General features: G+C 46.7%; 16 protein-coding genes. 14 read left to right on the top strand and 2 right to left on the bottom strand.

What is annotated here, in order from left to right; genetic code table 11:
• Nucleotides 1-39 precede the first annotated feature (39 nt).
• From BM299_RS03070 to BM299_RS03135, 14 genes are all read left to right on the top strand, one after another.
• Nucleotides 40-690: a class I SAM-dependent methyltransferase gene (locus BM299_RS03070; protein ID WP_165608155.1), complete on the top strand. Its 651-nt coding sequence runs from the start codon at nt 40-42 to the stop codon at nt 688-690.
• Nucleotides 691-1,209: 519 nt separating this feature from the next.
• Nucleotides 1,210-2,313: a glycosyltransferase family 4 protein gene (locus BM299_RS03075; RefSeq protein WP_207545109.1), complete on the top strand. Its 1,104-nt coding sequence runs from the start codon at nt 1,210-1,212 to the stop codon at nt 2,311-2,313.
• Complete coding sequence (locus BM299_RS03080; RefSeq protein ID WP_092481996.1) at nt 2,289-3,212, top strand: transglutaminase domain-containing protein; 924 nt, start codon at nt 2,289-2,291, stop codon at nt 3,210-3,212. Before BM299_RS03075 ends, BM299_RS03080 begins: the two co-directional genes overlap by 25 nt.
• Nucleotides 3,213-3,225: 13 nt before the next feature.
• Entirely contained in the window at nt 3,226-4,341 is a 1,116-nt protein-coding gene (locus tag BM299_RS03085; RefSeq protein WP_092481997.1) for a radical SAM protein, read from the top strand.
• Between the two features lie 46 nt (nt 4,342-4,387).
• Nucleotides 4,388-6,685, top strand: a complete 2,298-nt coding sequence (locus tag BM299_RS03090) for a heparinase II/III family protein (RefSeq protein ID WP_092481998.1) — start codon at nt 4,388-4,390, stop codon at nt 6,683-6,685.
• Nucleotides 6,678-8,018, top strand: coding sequence for a hypothetical protein (locus BM299_RS03095; RefSeq protein ID WP_131820597.1), 1,341 nt, complete (start codon nt 6,678-6,680; stop codon nt 8,016-8,018). Before BM299_RS03090 ends, BM299_RS03095 begins: the two co-directional genes overlap by 8 nt.
• An 18-nt stretch (nt 8,019-8,036) precedes the next feature.
• Nucleotides 8,037-10,517 carry a glycosyltransferase gene (locus BM299_RS03100; protein ID WP_092482000.1) on the top strand — a complete coding sequence of 827 codons (2,481 nt, stop codon included), beginning with the start codon at nt 8,037-8,039 and terminating at the stop codon, nt 10,515-10,517.
• 4 nt (nt 10,518-10,521) lie between these two features.
• Nucleotides 10,522-11,760, top strand: a complete 1,239-nt coding sequence (locus BM299_RS03105; protein WP_092482001.1) for a glycosyltransferase family 4 protein — start codon at nt 10,522-10,524, stop codon at nt 11,758-11,760.
• Nucleotides 11,750-12,637, top strand: coding sequence for a dTDP-4-dehydrorhamnose reductase family protein (locus BM299_RS03110; RefSeq protein WP_092482002.1), 888 nt, complete (start codon nt 11,750-11,752; stop codon nt 12,635-12,637). The genes BM299_RS03105 and BM299_RS03110 overlap by 11 nt, the downstream gene beginning before the upstream one ends.
• Nucleotides 12,638-12,659: 22 nt before the next feature.
• Nucleotides 12,660-13,742 (top strand): polysaccharide biosynthesis protein, encoded by a 1,083-nt coding sequence (locus BM299_RS03115; RefSeq protein WP_207545110.1) that lies wholly within the window; start codon nt 12,660-12,662, stop codon nt 13,740-13,742.
• Nucleotides 13,743-13,827: 85 nt separating this feature from the next.
• Entirely contained in the window at nt 13,828-15,000 is a 1,173-nt protein-coding gene (wecB, locus tag BM299_RS03120; protein ID WP_092482003.1) for a non-hydrolyzing UDP-N-acetylglucosamine 2-epimerase, read from the top strand.
• Between the two features lie 55 nt (nt 15,001-15,055).
• On the top strand, nt 15,056-15,784 hold the full coding sequence (locus BM299_RS03125) for a YveK family protein (RefSeq protein ID WP_092482004.1): 729 nt from the start codon (nt 15,056-15,058) through the stop codon (nt 15,782-15,784).
• The gene (locus BM299_RS03130; RefSeq protein WP_092482005.1) at nt 15,771-16,463 is read left to right on the top strand and encodes a CpsD/CapB family tyrosine-protein kinase; all 693 of its coding nucleotides are present in this window, start codon (nt 15,771-15,773) and stop codon (nt 16,461-16,463) included. Before BM299_RS03125 ends, BM299_RS03130 begins: the two co-directional genes overlap by 14 nt.
• A 102-nt stretch (nt 16,464-16,565) precedes the next feature.
• Entirely contained in the window at nt 16,566-18,353 is a 1,788-nt protein-coding gene (locus tag BM299_RS03135) for an N-acetylmuramoyl-L-alanine amidase (protein WP_092482006.1), read from the top strand.
• Nucleotides 18,354-18,455: 102 nt separating this feature from the next.
• Here the strand turns inward: BM299_RS03135 and ltrA are convergent, their stop codons facing one another.
• Both ltrA and BM299_RS19045 read right to left on the bottom strand, forming a co-directional pair.
• Entirely contained in the window at nt 18,456-19,916 is a 1,461-nt protein-coding gene (gene ltrA, locus BM299_RS03140; protein ID WP_165608156.1) for a group II intron reverse transcriptase/maturase, read from the bottom strand.
• Nucleotides 19,917-20,445: 529 nt separating this feature from the next.
• On the bottom strand, nt 20,446-20,683 hold a 238-nt coding region (locus BM299_RS19045; RefSeq protein WP_207545111.1), incomplete at its 5' end, for a hypothetical protein.

A 20,683-nucleotide genomic window follows, 5' to 3' on the forward strand; every position in this document is an offset into this window, starting at 1 on the left:
CAATATTATAAAGGTATCCGCATAAAGGCGGATACCTTTTTGCATGATCAACTGGCCAATATTATTTGTTCCTTTTTGCCGAAAGGGTCGAATATTTTGGATTATGGTGCTGGTGAAGGCGCTTTTTCTCAACGTATTCATGATCTTGGATACAGAGTATTTGCAGTGGATATAGAACAAGAAAGTTTTAAGGCCAGTGTACCATTTGAACGACTGGATTTTAATAATAACTCTCAAATTATATCTTTCCAGCAAAAATACCTTGAATCATTTGATTTGGTCCTTGGAATTGAAGTTATTGAGCATGTTGAAAATCCCTGGCAGTTTATCCGAAACTTAAAAAGCCTGGTCAAGCCAGGAGGGTGGATATTAATTTCAACACCTAACGTAACATCATGGTACTCAAGGATAAATTTTTTCTTAAAAGGACGGTTTCATCAATTTGAAGACTATGACCGTCATTATGGACACATTAATCCGGTTACCGAAGATGAATTAAGACTAATTTGCGAACAGTCCGGATTGCAGGTTAAACAAATACTTCCGGGAGGATGGTTGCCCAGGCTTTGGTTGAGTTGCTCTCCAAAAGCATTACTAATTAATTTGTTGGGTTTTTGGGGATCCTTCTTCATGAAAGGCCTTTATGAAGGCTGGTGCTTGATTGCATTAATTAAAAAACCCGGTGATTAAGCAGGCGATAATTATATGTCTGTTTTGAGAATTATTATTTTGAAAAATGCACTTCAAAAGCCTAAACCTTCTCCTCATTGCACTGTTATAACATTTGAAGAACTTAAGAATTGGATTGTACGAGGGGTCTTTTTAAAACATCTTTTTTGCTATCAGGAGGTAAAACTGTTAACCTACCGTTTGGAGGTCTTATCCAAGCCTTTTTTAACGGCACTATTAATACGCCTGTTAAGCCGAAGGGTTTGCTGCTTTGAAGATGAACAAGGGCGCTACCAGTCGATTACAATACCATTTCTTGTTAAACTATTTTGGCACTTAATAAGAGATTTGGTACAAAAATTTATCTCAATACATTGCATACACCGTGAAATCGAACAACTATCCGGTGAATATTTTACCCGGGCATCTATATCTAAAGTCTTGGATTTACCGGCAACCCCGGTCTACCTGCGAACTGATTTATGGTTTGGCATCCGCTCGGGAGGATCCGTCGGGCATATTGCGGGAGTTTTAAACCACTTGGACGAGTTTACCGGAAAACCCGTTTTTTTATCCACTGATATCATCCCCACGGTCAGAAAAGATATAGAAACCCATATTGTTTTACCGGACAACTCCGGCTGGGATTTTAAAGAACTCCCCGGCTTTTTCTATAATCAAACCTTGGAAAAAGCGGCCCGTAAACTTTTAGGCCATAAAAAAATTTCATTTATTTACCAGAGATACAGCGTCAACAATTACGCGGGTGTAAAGCTGGCGCAATTTTACAATGTCCCCTTCGTGCTGGAGTACAACGGCTCGGAAATCTGGATCAACCGGCACTGGGGAAAACCGTTAAAACACGAGTCCTTATCCGAGCTTATTGAGTTCTTGAATCTCAAAGCAGCTGACGTTGTGGTGGTCGTCAGTCAACCGATGAAGGATGAATTAGTGGCGCGGGGTATTGACGCCGACAAAATCCTGGTTAATCCCAACGGCGTTGACCCGGAACGATATTCGCCCGGTGTGGATGGTTCCGCTGTACGCCGGCGATATAATTTGGCCGGCCAAACAGTGATTGGTTTTATCGGCACATTTGGCAGGTGGCACGGGGCGGAGGTGCTGGCGGAAGCCTTTGGACGCCTGCTCCGGGAGTTTCCGGTGTATCGAAGGCAGGTACGGCTTCTCATGATCGGGGACGGGCCAGCGATGCCGCGGGTAATAGATATTGTTAAAAAGTTCAATATAACGGATGCCTGTATCCTCACCGGGCTCATTCCCCAGGAAGAAGGACCGGCTCACCTGGCGGCCTGCGACATCCTGGCTTCTCCCCACGTGCCCAATCCCGACGGCACGCCTTTTTTTGGCTCGCCCACGAAATTATTCGAGTACATGGCAATGGGCAAAGGGATCGTGGCGTCAGACCTGGAGCAAATCGGCGAGGTGCTCAAGCACAATCATACCGCCTGGCTGGTTAAGCCGGGAGATGTGGGAGCGCTCATGCTGGGCTTAAAAACGCTGCTGGATGATAAACAACTCAGGGACAGACTGGGTCGGAATGCCAGGCATGAGGTGGTGAACAGATATACATGGAGGGAACACACTAGGAGGATTATCAATTGGCTAAACAAACATTGCGATTAAAATATTTAACCGGTATTTTTTTGCTCTTGATCTTTTCAGTTTCATTATTGGATGCCTGGGGTCTTCATACTCTCGAAAAATATGGGGTTTTTGCTCGCTTTCATGCAGTTGACACCCGTACTTTTGACGAACTCGGGCGCAGCCAACCGCTAACAAGTTATTCGGATGCAATCTGGTTCAGGCAAGAGTTAGCCGGGGCCGGTCTTAATCATGGCAGCGATGAGCAACAGGTTGTCCAGGTAATGAAATGGATTATGAACCAAGTTAACAAAGCAGATGTGTCATCTCCCGGGTCAGCCCGGGAAGCCCTGCAATTGGCCAGAAACGGTGAAGGCCTTTCTTGTGGTGCCATGAGCCAAATATTTGGAGAGGCTTTAAATTCACTTGGCTTTCAAACCAGACAAATTCAACTGGTCCGCAGTCTATTAAATAATAAGGATACTCATGTAACTACTGAAGTATTAATAGGCGGAAAGTGGGTCATATTTGATCCTACTTTCAACGTTAGTTATAAAAAGAATGGTACACTGATTGGTGTTCAGGAAATACGAAAAGCACTATTGGATGGAACTGCATCCGATATTAAGCCCTGTTTTTATGGTGAAGTAGCTTACCCTGCAAGACTGGAAGCTTATTACTTAAATTGGTTGCCACTATATAACAATTTATTCATTTACGAGCAAAGAAATACGGAGTTGTGGTCTAAGCTCCCGCCTTTTCGTTACTTGTTTGGACCTAGAATTTATTATCTTGAAGAAAATTCAAAGGGATTGTGGTATTTCGAGTTAGAGGAAAAGGTATATTTTGTGTTTGTAGTTTTGTTACCTGTTATTACCTGTATTTTATTTTTGGTTTTAATATTAATTTTATTTATTTATTCAATTGGAAGAAAGGGGTAAATTATTATCGCATATGAATTTAAAAACATTCAAATACTCTTATGATTTATTAAGCAGTGACAAAATTCGCACATCATTCTTGAAAATTATGGAAACATTTAATATCCCTAAAGATATCGTAAGATTGGATACAAATGATTTATGCAACATAGAATGTATTTTTTGTTCCAACAAACCACAGAAATGCACTCCTGACCATTTAATGTCATTTCAAAAATTTAAAGTATTAATTGATAAAATACACAAAACAACCAGAATGTTATATCTTTCTTGCAGCTATGAACCATTAATGACTCCCAATTTCGGGGAGTATATTGCTTATGCCAAGTCTAAAGGAATCCCGTTTATTTCTTTTGCTACAAACGCTCTCTTATTAGATAAAAATAATTTAATTCATCAGCTGGTAAACCATCAAATCAATGAACTAATTATATCTTTTAATGGATTTAACAGAGCGGATTATAATCGAATTATGTTCCGGTCAAGTTATGACAAGGTAATTAAAAACCTCCAAGAACTTAAAGAATATAAAGAAATAAGAGGCTCAACATTCCCTAAAATTAGGTTAAATACAATATTACTAAAATCAAATATAGTCAACTTTGATAAAATAGTTAAATTTATAGTCGACTATAATATTGATACAGTACAATACAGGCCGCTGATCACCCGGGATACACCGGAACCGGCTGCTAACCGGGAAAAAATGAATACCCTGGAGCAACCACAAAACAATCCAGACGAGGTTAACCGGGAGAAGATCAGCAATTTCAGCGAGGAAGAGCTTGAATATATATTAAAAGATATTAACAGCTATTCCAAAAAGCTTTCAGAACTGGGAAAAAGAATTATCATTCCTATAGACCTGTTAAATAAAAACAAGTTAACTGGTCGGGATAAACAACCTGGCAGCAAAACCAGTTGTTGTATCCCGTTTTTTTGTTACTGGATTAATTATCGCGGAAAGGTTAGTGTTTGCTGTTCCGATGCTGATTCGATTATCGGTAATATATTCACCGATACCATGGAGAAAATGAAAGAAAAACGAAACACGTTCAGGAAAAAAGCGTTATCCGGCAAGTGTGGCATGAATTGTTCAACCAATATAGATTCTTCTACAATAATTTAATAATTGCCGGCCCCGCCTGTTTAACTTGTTTTTCGGGATTGATCCTATGAGACTAACTTATTACCTTCAGCGGGCCAGGAATCTTCCCCCGCATATGGTCATAATAAAAGCAATGAGCAAGGCCTGGAAACGGGCAACGCTTTTATACCGGCGCCGGCGCGATGCCAGGCACTCAACTTACGTAAAAAATGCCCCCTTCCCTCCGGGCAGACTGAACAATTATTTTGGCGCCGTACCCCTGGGTATATTACGGTCGCACGCCGGACAGATCGCAGCGCTGGCCGGGCATTACCTGGAACACCGCTTCGATCTGCTTGGTTCGGGCTGGGTGCAGGTGAAGCACGGCATGCATTGCCGCGGTTTGGAAGGTTACCGGTATGCAATGGGCTCCCCTGTACATCCGGACAGCTACGGCAAGTGGTTGGACGGGAAAATTAATCGCGCCAACGTAGCCGAATCCCGGCGAATCTGGCGTGTGGTGGACGGGGATTACGTCCCTATTGATTGGCATTTGGATTTTAAATCCGGCTACCGCTGGTCCGAAGATACCTGGTATCTTGATATTGCCTACGGGCATAAACCGGGCGTGGATATCAAGGTACCGTGGGAACTGGCACGCATGCAGCATCTGCCGCAACTGGCCTGGGCCTGTGCCATGGCAAAGGATGGGCAGGTTGGTTTTGCGCCCGCCCGGGTTTATGCCCGTGAGTTTCGCAACCAGGTCCTGGATTTTATCGCCACCAACCCGCCCCGTTACGGAGTAAATTGGTGCTGCACCATGGATGTAGCGATCAGGATAACCAACTGGCTGGTTGCCTATGACCTTTTCCGGGTACAGGGAGTGGAGTTTGATGCAAAATTTATGAACGTATTTATGCGCAGTGTATATGAACACGGCCGGCATATCGCAACACATTTGGAATGGAGTCCAGAGCTGCGCGGCAACCACTACCTCGCCGATATTGTCGGCCTGTTGTTCGCGGCGGCCTACCTGCCCCGCAATCCGGAAACCGATACTTGGCTGGCCTTTGCGGTTCAGGAATTGATCAGCGAGGTAAACCTGCAGTTTTACCCGGACGGCACAAACTTTGAAGCATCAACTTGTTATCACCGTCTGGCCGCGGAACTGGTTGTATACGCCACTGCGCTGGTGCTGGGCCTGCCGGACGAGAAACGAGCCGCGCTCAGGGAATATAACCACCACTTGCTTACGGTCCGCCCCGGACTTAAGCCCGGTCCGGTTCCCCTCTATCCTTTGCCGGGCAGTAACCGCCTTGCCCCCTTCCCGGCTTGGTACATTGAGCGGCTGGAAAAGATGGCCGAGTTTGCCATGCACATCACCAAGCCCAACGGGCATGTTCCCCAGATCGGCGACAACGACAGCGGCCAACTGCTCAAACTCCAACCGGTTTACCGGAAAATGACCGTGGCCGAGGCCAGGGCCAGGTATGCAAATTTGGACGGTTACACCGATTTGCCCGGCCAGGCTGTTTACTGGGATGAAGATCACCTGGATCACCGCCACCTGGTGGCCGCTGTTAACGGCCTGCTGGGGCGGGAGGATTTAGCGGCCTTTGCGGGCGATGACCGGCTGGAGACCGGTCTTGTGCACCACTTGGCGGGCGATGACCGGCTGGAGACCGGTCTTGTGCACCACCTGGCCGGCGGTACTCGCCTGGCATCTTACTGCCTTGGCGGTGAACTTGCGGGCGCCGAACGGGCGCGCATCGGAACAAGGAAAGACTGGTTGAGATTGAAGTCCAGGTTTAATTCACTGACCGGGGAGCAGCAGCGGGTTGTGGAAATTCCGGTACCCGGCAGCAACCTGCTCAAAGATCTAAAGCTTTATGCCTATCGCAATTTCGGATTGTATATTTTCCGTTCCAGGCGCCTTTACCTGGCGGTGCGCTGCGGGCCCATCGGTCAAAACGGCAATGGCGGCCACGCCCACAATGACCAGCTGGCCGTCGAATTGAACGTGGACGGCGAAGATTGGATCGCCGACCCGGGCACGTACCTTTACACGCCATTGCCCGCGCGGCGCAATGAATACCGTTCAGCGAAAGCACATTTTGTGCCGCTGGCCAAGGGACGGAGGGAACCGGGACGGTTGGACCGGGGATTGTTTACATTGGGCAATGAAGCAAAAGCAAAGTGTTTATATTTTGGCGGAAAGGGGTTTATTGGCATGCACTGGGGCTACGGGGACCCTGTTTACCGGGTGGTGCAGTTAATGGAACACGGGATACGGATTATGGATTATACCGGGGAAGGCAGCTTTTGTTGCAGTACCAATACCACAATTCCTTCATTATCCCCCGGTTATGGTATCCGGCATGGATAAAATCGTTCCACGCCCTCCATCAACGACCGGGTCCCTGTTTAAAACAACCGGGAATACAAAAGTCAGCGCATTTTTGTTGATGTATGTGGCACTCATGTTTGGGAATGCGCTGGATGCCTATAACCTCGGCCCCATACCGGTTCAATGGCTGGCGCAACTCGGAACGATTGCCGCCGTTTTGTTCCTCGGGTACACCCGCAAGCTTTATATTGTACCGGGAAGTCAAGTGTTGATGTGGTTCTTGTTATGGGCGCTGCTGGTTACAACTTTCAATAGTGCAATTAACGACTATAAAAGCTTAATGCCACCCCTGGCAACCACACCTTACATGGTTTTTATTTCCTTGCGGTTTTTATCAATATTGTCTTTTATTTCAACTTTATGCCTGGCCTACTGGCTGCTGGTAAAGGGTTACCGGGACTCGGTCATTAAGTGGACGGTAATCATTGGAACCATCGTTTCCATTGTGGCAATTTATATCTATATAGCCCAGATCTACGGTCTTCCGGAACTTCCCCGGAACCGAATCAGCACTGGTGGGGTAACAGCTGGAGAAGGCCAGCCGGTGGTTTTCACTTATGCTTTCCACCGGGCTCTGGGCACTTTCCGTGAGCCCAGTCACCTGGCGGAATGGCTGGTTGTACCCTTTTTTTTAAGTTTAATATACCGCCAAAGTGTGCTACACAATATCCATACTATTCTCATAGGCACAGCTATTCTTCTCACCGGTAGCTTGACCGGCATTTTAGGGTCCGCACTGGGATTTGTCGGGGCAATTTTTATTTTCAACCCATTCAAGCTTAATAACCTGAAAACTTTATTGCGTTTTGCTATAATAGTTTTACTGGCCCTGGTTATTTTTAACAATATTGTTGTAAGCTACGGAACTGGAGAAATAAATTTATTCCAAGTAATTGGAGACCGGTTAACTCCGATTTTCTTTGAAGGGGGAATGAAAGAGTCTAATAGAAGTTACATCTATGAATATGTTGCCAATACTTCAATTCCGCTGTTTGGTTCAGGACTTGGAAATGCAAATATTCTTCTTAGCCAGTATTTGGGAGTCGAGGTTATAGCCAGCTTTCTCAGCTTGTATTTTAACATTGTGTTTTCGTCAGGTGTTTTGGGGTTGGCTTTACTTTTCCTTTTTTTCTTTCGCCCCGTAGTTAAAATATTAGTAATTAAAAAGCTTCGGCAAAGCAAAAAAATTTTGTTGATACTTGCCGCTTACCTGGCGTGGTTAATCATGCTGGCGGTTCAGGCAGAAGAATTACCAATGATGTTTGCAGTGGCCTGTGCCCTGTTGGCCCATGAAATCTATAGACATGAATAAGTCAGAGTGTGAAAACTTATGAAACATATCCTTATTATCACCTATTTCTACGCTCCCGCAATCACGCCTCGCGCTTTTCGCTGGGCTGCCATTGCCGAGCATTGGGCAGGTCAGGGACATCATGTGGATATTGTCTGCGCCTGGATGCCCGGCCTGCCCCGGGAGGAAATTTTAAACGGCGTCCATATTTACCGGGTTGGGGGTACTGTCAGCGAGGTGCTGCGAAGCCGGTTTGGCAAACCGGATGCCCATCCACAAACCGGGCGTGGTAAATTAACAAAAGGTAAAATTTCAGCCTCTCTACTCCGGCCGGCTTCTCTGGCTAAGTGGATTCATGACCTGACATGGAAAAAAATATACTGGCCTGATTACGCTTGTTTGTGGTATTTTCCGGCCCTTAAAAAAGTGCAGCAGCTGGTGCTAAAAAAACGGTATGACAACCTGATCAGCGTATCCCATCCTTTCACGGGGCATCTGGTCGGGCTGGGCTTAAAAAAGAAGTATCCGCAATTGAGATGGGTCGTTGATATCGGCGATCCATTTTGTTTTCTTGAAGAAACACCGGCGAACAATCACCAGCTGTACAAATCATTAAATTATTCCATCGAAAGAAATATTTTTCGCCATGCCGACGCCGTTGCGGTCACCACTGAACCCGCTTTGGAAAAGTACGCCGGCTTGTTTCCTGAAAATGCCGGTAAAATACGCGTTATTCCACCTTTGCTTTCACTGGTGGATGATTATGCAATTGAGGATACAAGGTTTCCGAAAAATAACAAGATCAGGCTTGCGTTTATAGGCACCCTGTATAAAACGATACGAAATCCCGGCTTTTTACTGCTCTTGTTCGAGAAACTGCTGCAGACTCACCTGGCAGATAGATTGGAACTGCATTTCCTTGGGGACATAAATAATTGCCGTGATTGCTTTAAACCTTACAAAACACTGCTGGGCACCAAAATTTTTATCCACGGCCCGGTGACCCGTGACAAGGCGTTTGAGGCCATGAAAAAGGCTGATGTGCTCGTAAATATCGGCAACAGCACCCCCTACCAGTTGCCCAGCAAACTGGTGGATTACACAAGCACGGGCAAATCGATTTTAAACCTTGCTAAAACACCCAATGACGGCTCTACAGCATTTTTAAAAAGTTATTCGGCTTCGCTCTGCCTTTTAGAAAATACCGCCATCCTGGATGCAAACCAGTTAGTTAATTTAATCAAATTCATAGAATATCCGCCGCAGATCGAAAGATTGACGCTCCGGCGCCGGCTTGCTTCTTTCCGGACAGAGGTGATTGCAGCCGCCTATGAAGGATTATTAACGATAAAAAACAGGCCTGTAGTACTTACTACCAGTGATTACTATATTCCATGCTATAAAGGCGGCGGGCCTATCCGCACCTTGGCCAATATGTTGGACCAACTTGGTGACGAATTTAGTTTTAAAATAATCACCCGGGATCGCGACCTGGGCGATTTTAAGCCCTGCCCGGGAATCATGGCTAATTGCTGGCAACAGGTAGGTAAAGCAAATATCATGTATCTTTCCCCGCAACATCGTTCACTGTGGAAGATCAGAAAAGTGCTCCGGGCAACGGAGCATGATGTGCTTTATCTCAACAGTTTCTTTTCACCGGATTTTACCGTCAAGCCGCTGCTCCTCAGGCGGCTGGGGTTAATTCCCAGAGTGCCGGTAATCCTGGCCCCGCGGGGAGAGCTTTCCCCGGGCGCCCTGGCGCTGAAGGGTTTCAAAAAACGCCTGTTCATAATCGCAGCAAAGATGCTTGGATTGTATAACGACGTTACCTGGCAGGCGTCCAGTGAGCATGAGGAAAAAAACATCAGAAACCGGTTCGGCGACCGTATCCCGGTAATAATTGCCCCGGATTTGCCGCCGGTTGTACGTCTAATACACCAGGAACCATATCGACGCAATAAAATTAAAGGATTTTTAAAAGTCATTTTTCTGTCACGCATATCCAGGATAAAAAATTTGGACGGCGCATTAAAAATGCTCAAGTCCTTGCAGGGTAAAATCCAGTTCAATATATACGGGCCGGTGGAAGACCCGGATTACTGGGCTAAATGCCGGGAAATTATTAATTTACTGCCCGGCAACATCGAGGTGCGTTATATGGGCGCAGTGTCTCATGAGCGTGTCATATCCGTAATCAAGGACCATGACCTGTTCTTTCTCCCTACCCGCGGGGAGAATTTCGGGCATATCATCCTGGAGTCACTGATCGCCGGGTGCCCGGTGCTGATAAGCGACAAGACACCCTGGCACGACCTGGCGAAAAAGGGTGTTGGATGGGATCTACCCCTGGATAAGCCGGAGATGTTTCAATATGTACTACAAAAATGCGTGGACATGGATGCCCGGACCCACTGGGAATGGTCTCGGCGGGCGCATGCCTATGGATGGAATTGCTGCCGGGAGGGAAAATCTTTGCAGCAAAACAGGACCCTGTTTTTGGGTGTTCTACGAGGAGTGTAATTAGTTGAACATTCTTGTTGTTACACAGTACTTTTGGCCGGAAAGTTTCCGTATCAATGACCTGGCGCTGAGCTTGAGGAAAAAAGGCCATGAGGTAACGGTTCTTACGGGCATACCGAATTACCCCAGCGGAAGTTTCTTTCCGGGGTACGGCTTTTTAAAACCACGGTACCAGGATTACCACGGTATCAAAATAATCCGGGTACCGTTGATTCCGCGCGGCAAAGGGCAAGGTTGGCGGCTGGCAATAAATTATCTTTCTTTTACCCTCTCAGCCAGTTTTCTTGCCCCATTTTATTGCCGCAAAAAGTATGACTTGATTTTTGTTTGCCAGTATTCACCGGTGACCGTCGGCATACCGGCAATTGTTCTAAAAAAATTAAAAGATATTCCGATTATGTTTTGGATCCAGGATCTCTGGCCGGAAAGCCTGTCCGCAACGGGTGTCGTGCGATCCCTGTGGGTGCTGCGCATGGTAGGGAAGCTTGTTAATTTTATTTACCAAAATTGCAATCTTATTCTGGTGCAATCCAGGGGTTTTTTCCCTTACGTTAAGAAAGAAGGTGTCAAAAGTGACCGGATAATTTATTTTCCAAACTGGGCGGAAGAGATGTATAAGCCGGTGGCCCTTGAGAAAAATGCGCCGGAACAATCGGGTATGCCGGCAGGATTTCGTATTATGTTTGCCGGCAACATCGGCGCCGCGCAGGATTTTGGCACTATACTTACAGCTGCTGAAAAACTTAAGTCATATACGGATATTCACTGGTTGATCGCCGGGGACGGGCGAAAGCGCAGCTGGGTCGAGGAACAGGTAAAGAGCCGCGGACTGGTTGACAATGTACATTTGCTGGGCAGGCACCCCGTGGAATCAATGCCGCGTTTTTTTGCCCTTGCGGATGTTCTGCTGGTTACATTGAAAAGCGATCCTATTTTTTCGTTGACCATCCCGTCAAAACTGCAGTCTTATTTGGCCTGCGGGAGGCCCGTCATTGCCGCGCTGAATGGTGAAGGGGCCAGAATTGTGGGGGAGGCCGGCGCAGGCTTTACCTGCCCGGCAGAAAATCCGGATCGTTTGGCACATACCGTGATCAGGATGTATCAAGCGCCGGAACAAGCCCGGCAAGAGATGGGGTTGCGCGGCCGGGCTTATTACGAAGTGCATTTTAAAAGAGATATGCTGCTGGATCGCCTGGAAGCATGGATGGAGAAAATCGTAAATGAGGGATACTATGGGAACTAGAAAGGTTTTAATTCTCGGCGGGACCGGAATGCTGGGCCATACTCTGTTTATACAGCTTTCCAAAGCGGCGCACTTGGAAGTATATGCCACCATACGAAACCCCGCCCCGGTTTCCCGCCGGTTTCCTCCGGAACTGACTGGTAAGATAATTGATCACGTTGATGCATATGACTTTGCCGCTGTTACCCGCGCAATTGACGCCGTACAGCCCGATGTTGTCATCAACTGTATAGGCTTGATTAAACAATTGCCAGCGGCCGGTGACCCGCAGGCGGCCATTTCAATAAACGCTTTGCTGCCGCACCGGATTTCATCGGCCTGCCGTGCTGTCGGTGCGCGGATGATTCATATAAGCACAGACTGCGTTTTTGATGGAAAAAAAGGTAACTACAAAGAGAGTGACCATGCCTGTGCAACCGATCTTTACGGCAGGACAAAATTTTTAGGGGAAGTAAGCTACCCGCATTGTGTTACATTGCGCACGTCAATTATCGGCCATGAACTGAAGGGGAAAGTGGGCCTGATCGAGTGGTTTCTCGCCCGGAAAGGGGCTGTTCGTGGATTCACCAACGCTATCTATACCGGGTTTCCAACCGTTGAGATGGCGCATATAATCAAGGATTTTGTAATTCCCAATCCTGACTTGGAAGGTATCTACCATGTATCGTCTGATCCCATCACAAAATATGATCTACTCAAGTTGGTGGCCCAAAGGTACGTAAAACAAATTGCCATAGAGCCATATCCCGATGTCAAACTGGACCGTTCGCTGAACTCTTCATTATTCCGCGGTGTCACCGGCTATGTCCCCCCACCCTGGCCGGAGCTCGTGGATAAAATGTATAAAAATTATATTTCTTCAACGCATTATAACTAGTTTTTATTAGCAGGGTGAAAAAATGTTGATTTTTGATAATAAGGTAGTGGTTATCACCGGCGGCACAGGGTCATTGGGCAAGACCTTGGTACGCCGCATACTAACCGGAAAAATGGGTATACCAAAAAAAGTGATTGTTTTTTCACGTGATGAGGCAAAACAGCATGCCATGAGAGTTTCTTACCTGCAAAGCTCCGCAACCACTGATGAGGTAATTTATCGCAATTTCATGAATGTCCTGGAGTTTCGAATCGGTGATGTACGTAATTACGCTGATGTTTGTTCGATTACCAGGGATGCGGATATTCTGATTAATGCCGCCGCATTGAAACAAGTTCCTTCTTGTGAATATTTCCCCGCACAAGCATTAATGACCAACTGTATTGGTGCCGTTAACATTGTACGGGCCATTGAAGAAAACAATTATCCCGTAGATACCGTTGTTGCTGTCAGCACGGATAAAGCCTGCAAACCGGTTAATGTTATGGGTATGACTAAAGCTCTCCAGGAGCGTATTTTTATTTCGGCCAATATTTTAAATCCCAAAACACGCTTTATCTGTGTGCGCTATGGTAATGTTCTGGCCTCACGCGGTTCGGTTATACCGCTGTTTCTCGATCAGATTAAACATGGTGGGCCGGTTACAGTTACCGAACCCGGGATGAGCCGGTTTTTACTTAGTTTAAATGACGCCGTGGATACCGTTATTGAAGCTTTAAGATATGCTGAGCGCGGCGAAACATATATTCCCATCGCTCCTGCCGCCACGGTTATCAATATCGCCGGGGCGTTAATCGGCAACCGTGGAATTGATATTAAAGTGGTGGGAATTCGTCCGGGCGAAAAAATGCATGAAGTTCTGGTCTCCGAAGAAGAAATGCATCGCTGCGTAAAACGCGGCGATTTTTATGTCATCCAACCGCTGCTGCCTGAACTGTGCAATGCAAAAAGTAATGAACAAAAATATTTAACAAAGGAATACAGTTCGGCTGATCATGTGATGGACCTGAAAAGTACGGTTGAACTACTGAAAAAACATAATCTCATGGTAGACCGGAACCATTCACGGGACCATTCCATTGATGATACTGAATTGCTTAGATAACTATAGAGTGCAGGTATCAGCTGCGCTAAAAAAGGAAAGGGGACACACCTCTTCGAGGAATGTCCCCAATATAGAGGTAGATAAGATGTCCATAAAGGTTATGACTCTTGTCGGCACCCGCCCGGAAATTATTAAATTAAGCAGGGTAATACACGAATTGGAAAAACATACAAAACACATACTGGTGCATTCAGGTCAAAATTATGATTATGAGTTAAATGATATATTCTTTCAACAACTGGGCATAAAAAAGCCGGATTACTACCTTGATGCAGTTGGAAACTCCGTTGCCTCAACTATTGGAAATATCATCACCAGGGCAGATGAAATAATGGCCAGGGAGAAACCGGACGCTCTGCTTCTATATGGCGATACTAACACCTGCCTGGCGGTTATACCTGCAAAGCGCCGTAAAATACCGGTTTTCCACATGGAAGCCGGAAATCGATGCTTTGACCAGCGCGTTCCGGAAGAAATCAACCGCAAGATTGTTGATCACTTAAGCGATATAAATATACCACTTACGGAGCATGCACGTCGTTATTTACTTGCCGAAGGCATTAAACCCGAGACCGTTATCAAAACCGGTTCTGTGATGATGGAAGTACTAAACTATTATATGCCCCAAATCAGAGCTTCCAACGTGCTGTCCAGCCTTAATTTGACACCTTATAATTATTTGGTTGTCAGTGCGCACCGGGAAGAGAATATAGATTTTGAATTGAATTTTAACGATTTGCTGGATTCCCTCAATGCAATCGCGCAAAAGTATAATAAGCCTATTATTGTCTCTACACACCCAAGGACAAAGAAAAAAATAGAACAATTACACCGCGGGGATTTGGATGCCCGGATCCGGTTTCATAAACCTTTAGGATTTTTTGATTATATAAAGTTACAAATGCATTCTTATTGCGTTGTTTCCGACAGCGGTACGATAACGGAAGAATCATCAATCCTTAATTTTCCTGCAGTAACGATTCGCTATACTAATGAACGACCCGAGGGTATGGACGAGGGCACGCTAATCATGTGCGGCTTAAAACCTGAACGGGTATTGCATTCCATTGATATTGTTACCTCTCAACATATATATTGGGGAGATTCCTCGAAGAGGTGTGTCCCCTTTCCTTTTAATAATAATATGCGGCAATTCAAGTTGGTTCCCGATTATAACGTGGAAAATGTATCCAAAAAAGTTTTGCGTATTATTATAAGTTATATTGATTACGTAAACCGTACAGTTTGGTATAAATGAGTATTATAAAAAGAGTTTCTTTAAGCAAATCACCAGGGGTGGGAGGAATTGTCAGGTGAGCGTAAAACCAGACATTGAAGTGGATTTAAAAGATATATTAATCATCTTAAAAAAGGGGTTGCCAATTCTTTTCTTTGTTCCGTTGGTATGCATGATTATTACCGGCTATATCAGTATATATTACCTGCCCCCTGTCTACCGGGCATCTACAACACTAATGGTCAGTAAAATATATACTTTGGATGATAAGCAATACATGCACTACGAAGATCTGCTAGTGGCCAACCAGCTGGCCAAAACTTACAGTCAAATTGCCAAAAGCAGGTCTGTGTGTGAACAGGTAATAGCAGAAAACGACCTGCAGATGAGCCCGGAAAGTTTCAGCAACAAAATATTGGTTCAAGCCATTAATAACACCCAGCTAATTTCTTTAAGTGTTACCGATGCGGACCCGGTATTGGCAGCAAGGCTAGCCAATGAAACTGCCGGTGTATTTATGGAAAAAGTAATCGGAATCATGCAATTAAACAACGTAAAAATTATTGATTTCGCAGCAGTTCCGCAAAGCCCCATCAAACCAAACGTCAGACATAATGTTTTATCAGCGGGAATTCTGGGATTGTTGCTGGCGCTTGCAATTGTTTTTATCAGGAAAATTTTAAAGCAAACTTTGGAGAACAGTGAGGAAGCGGAACAATTACTGGATATTCCTGTACTGGCAAGCATTCCGGCAATTAAAAGCTCAAGAATCATCTCAGGAGGGGGTAAAAATGCTGTATCATAAGCTGGTGGCCTGGCATGATCCCAAATCCCCAATCGCTGAAACTTATCGTATTTTGCGCACCAACATTCAATTTATGAGTATTGATAGTAAAATAAAGTCTGTATTGATAACCAGCTCGAGTCCTAACGAAGGCAAAAGCCTTACCACCAGCAATTTAGCCATTAGTATGGCGCAAAACAACAATAAGGTGATAATCATCGACGGCGACCTGAGAAAGCCTGTATTACACGATTTATTCGATGTTTCATCCGGACCGGGGGTAACCGACGTTTTACTGGGCCAAGTAGAAATAACTTCCGCCCTGCAAGAAACCGTCGTGGAAAACTTGAGGGTATTAACATCGGGGCAACTGCCGCCCAACCCGGCTGAAATGGTTGGGTCAGCCAGGATGAAACAACTGATCCGGGAAGCGGAAAATATAGCGGATGTGGTACTTATAGACAGCCCCCCCCTCTTACCGGTAACAGACGGTGCTCTACTGGCCGCCGGAGTTGGCGGCGTAATCATAGTAATCACCAGGGGTCTCACCAAGAAAAACCAAGCTATCAAAGCAAAAGAAATAATCAACAGTTCCCAAGCAAGGTTGCTGGGTATGGTTTTCAACAAGTCCGGTACGGAACGCAAAGGTTATTATTACTATTACTACAGTGGAAAACAAAATAATAACGCCCCAAAATAAACTATTCAGCATATTATAATTTCATACATGTTTTATCAGTTTCTTTCCATAATATTGGTTTTAGTTAATTAACTACCATATAATGTACCGGGAGTGAGAAAATTGTTAATAATCGTTCTTGACCCGGGACACGGTGGAAGTGATCCCGGGGCTATAAACGGGAAGCATTATGAAAAAGCATTTAACCTGACGATAGCCACGGAAACAGCCCGCTATCTAAATGACAATTATTCCGCAGCGGTTCACTTTACCAGGATTGCTGACACCACCATGGGTCTTTATGAAAGGGCCGGTTATGCTAATGAATTAAATGCCGATTATTTTGTATCACTACACATTAACGCCGGGGGAGGGACCGGTTTTGAAAGTTATATTCACACCAGTGCAGGTTCCACCACACATAAATACAGGGACATACTGCACAATCGGATAGCCGATTTTTACCGCTCCAAGGGTTTTCCGGACAGGGGCAAAAAATCGGCAAATTTTGCTGTGTTGCGCGAAACAGGCATGTCAGCGGTGCTATTGGAAAATTTATTTATTGATAACGGTTCTGACCTTTCATTTTTATTAAAAAGCAGTTTTTTAAAACAGCTGGGTACGGCTATCGGAGATGGAATTGCCCGGGCATTGCAGCTAAAAACTAAAACCCCTGGCAGTGGAACCATCCCGGCTAGAATGCCGGCAACTGCCCTGACCGGAAGAGCCAGGCAGTTGTTAAAGTCCCGGAACCCGGCCGCGCCTGACTATATCGACATATATGTAAAAATGGGGGAAATATACCGCATACGGTGGGATGCAGTATTTGCCCAATCATGTAAAGAAACTGCCTTCTGGAGGTTTGGAGGAGATGTCCGTCCCCAACAAAATAACTTTGCCGGACTGGGAGCTTTCAACGGCAAAGAAGGCGCTTCCTTTGCCACACCGGAGGAAGGCATTGAGGCTCAATTTCAACACTGGCACGCCTATTACCACGGCGGCAAATTGCCTCCGGGAAGACCGTCACTGGACCCCCGGCGCAACGCAGTCCTTTCCACCGGCTGGGCGGGCGCACTGAACTTTGTAGAGGACCTGGGAGGCAGGTGGGCACCTGCTCAAGATTACGGGGTGAGCATAGTCAGGGATTACATGGCCAAGTTTATGGATGAGGTTATACCAGGGCCTATCCCCACACCACCCCCGGTACCCACGCCTCCGGAACCGTCCCCCGCTCCTGACTCTCCCGCTAATGGCGGAGGATGGAATCCGGAAGCGGAAATTGACCGGCTGAAAAAAGACGGGTTAATAGTCAACGACCATGCACCGGACGCACCTGTCACCTGGGGCGAATTTGCCGCTGTGATCAACCGCCTGCGGGACCGGTTAACTTCCGGCGATTCCAACGACAATCCAACCTCACCCGGCAACCAACCACCGGATAAAGAAAACTCCGGCAATAAAGAGAACTCCGGAGAAGAATACCCTGCTAAAACCGAAGAAAAAGAGTTGCTGCAAAACGGAGATTTTTCACAAAACAGTCAGGGATGGGAAATTAACGACACCTATATTCAAACAGAAGCCAATGGCAATAAATACGGTGTAAGCAATTACACCTGGCGCTTCAGGCAGGATTTCCCGGTTAATCCGGGCTGGAAAATAATTTTTAACGGCCGCACAAGAAACGGGGGCAGCCCCAATGCCGCCCGGGTGGTAATTGGCTTTATTAATTATTCCGGTACGCTTAAGGTTGTTTCAGATATCAGACATACCCATCAGGGTAATGGTTGGGAGTCATTTCCGAGACAAGAATTAACCGTGCCTTCCCATGCCGTCAAAGGTCGCGTTTTTTTGCTCACAAACGGAGGAACCGGAGTTCACCATTTTGACGACATTTCCATTAAAAAATTATAAAGCCGCATCGTTTTCAACCGAAAGTGATAGAGTAGGCCGACCTCTTACAAGGCCAGCCCCTCAATGAACGGCTCGTGCGGTTTTCCCGCAAACCGCTCTACGTTACTTACTCTCGAACTTGCGGATGCGTTTCTGTGCTCGCTCGTATGCTGCAGCCCGCTTGGCCCAGTATACTGTATCACCAGCTTTGCGCTGCCGCTTGGCTGATGCTACCTTTGTCCTGCGCTGACGGATGATAGCTAAGTGCTCGTCATCTGTCAATGACAGGCCAGTGGCTGCATCCCAAATGATTCTCTCGGCGTATTGAAGCCCCGCCCCCACAAAGCACTCATGGGTGTAGATTGAGCTGAGCGTGTTAACTCTCCTGTACGTCTTGCCGCCACCACGCTGAGGTAGGCGGCAGCGCCGAATACGCTGACGGACATATGCATCTAGCCTGGTCGCCTGTTGAGCAAGGAGTGCTGTGGCACAGCGGCACTGGCCTCGGACTGATTTGTACACCTGCACCGCCTTGGCGGCCTGCGCCCAATATGCTGCCTTGCCTAGAATTACCGGGTTCACTCTCTTTACTAATGCGTCCAAACTTAACGTGTGAGTTTTCGGAGTTTGCTCTTTGATAGCTTCTCGGAAAGCCTTCATGGCATCGGAAGTGCATCTGAGTCCAAAACTCCAAGTTCCGTCTCGTTTCCGAAACCATCCTTGAATAGCCACTCCAAGGTATTCTAGCTCGGGAATTGTCCTTCCGTTGAAAGTGCGTTTCTCCATCAGGTGCAAAGTATTCGTTTTCTCGGCTGAGAGTTCGAGTTTCAATCTTCTCATGACATCCCGTACGATAGCTTCTCCATGCTTGACGCCTTCTTCATCCTTAGCAAAGACCAGAAAATCATCAGCGTAACGTACAAATTGCACGCCTGCCCTATTAAGTTCCCAGTCCAGTTCATTCAGGTAAATATTGGCAAGTAATGGAGAAATGACTCCGCCTTGCGGAGAACCTGCCTTTGAGAAACTTCTCACGCCATTCTCTACGACTCCAGCCTTTAACCACTGCCAGATGAGGTCCAGAATGGAACGGTCGGCAATCCTTCGCTTCATAATCCCCAGGAGTATTCGATGGTCTATACAGTCAAAGTAACCCTTGATGTCAGCATCATATACCCAAACATAGCCTTGTTCCATCAAGTGGATGATGCGCCCGAAAGCATTGAACGCACCTTTTCCAGGTCGGAAGCCGACAGAGGCCGGGTGAAACTCCGTCTCGTACAGAGGTTGGAGTATATCAACGACCGCCTGTTGTACGACCTTGTCCCGAATAGATGGAAGGCCGAGTGGGCGCTTTTTGCCGTTTCGTTTCGGAATGTAGCGCCTGAGTACTGGCAATGGCTTGTAAGCCTTGGCTTTGAGGTCGCTAAAAAGCTCTTGGAGATTTTCTTCCAGTTTGCTTTCAAATGCGGACAGACTGATTCCGTCCACTCCACCAGCCCCTTGATTCGCCTTAACTTTTAGCCATGCCTCATACAACCGTTGATAACTGAGCAAGCGTCCATAAAGATTGTGCCACTTCAAGTTCGAGCGTCTCCTCGCAAGCAGAACCATCTTGGCAGTGTTTCACGACGGAGACTTACCAATTAGCATGTCTGCTTCTGAATCAACTTTTCAGTAACGACGCCTTCCTTCACTTCACACCGAGTTATGGTCTCGGAGCTACTTCGCTACTATGAAGGCGCTCTGACTTCTCCTGGCACACGGGCAATTTCGGATTCCCTTATATGCCCATGTCCACCAACCAGGGACTTAGCTCCCCCTGTCCGTTTTCCCACCTTTCGGCTGGGTGCCTCATTAGGTTCTGCATATCCGCTAGCCTTAATGGTGGTAACCAGGAGACCTCGACGGGTCACCCACACTGGCTGCAGCGTGCATGTCTCACCCTCCACGTGATGAGCCGCATACCCCGTTTCAGTGGCTTACAGGGCTGCCTCACCCTTGCCCGTAGGTTCAGCCTACTCAGTTTGCCCCGGGTTTCCCCATTAGGGTGTCTCACTAGCCTCACCGTAGCGCAGGTTTTGGGTTCCGCAGAGGTCGCAGCGTCCCCAACTCACCCCGCCGCTTTGGCATTCAGCGTTGCGCTTTCAACCTGCACACTTCGGATAGGGACCTCTCGGTTACCCCTCTCTCCTCCGTCACGTCCCTCACGGGAGCGCGCTAGATGTACCCTTTGCCGCGCTTGCCACTTGCGCAGCGCCGGCCTGCCCTGCCTCTCGGCAGGGTGTCCGACATCCAGTGCGGGCTGCCGCCCGCACAACCTCCTCCGGGACAAGCCCGGAGGCTTCTCC

It is taken from the genome of Desulfoscipio geothermicus DSM 3669 (genome assembly GCF_900115975.1).
In the GTDB taxonomy this organism is placed as follows: Bacteria; Bacillota; Desulfotomaculia; order Desulfotomaculales; family Desulfallaceae; genus Desulfoscipio; species Desulfoscipio geothermicus.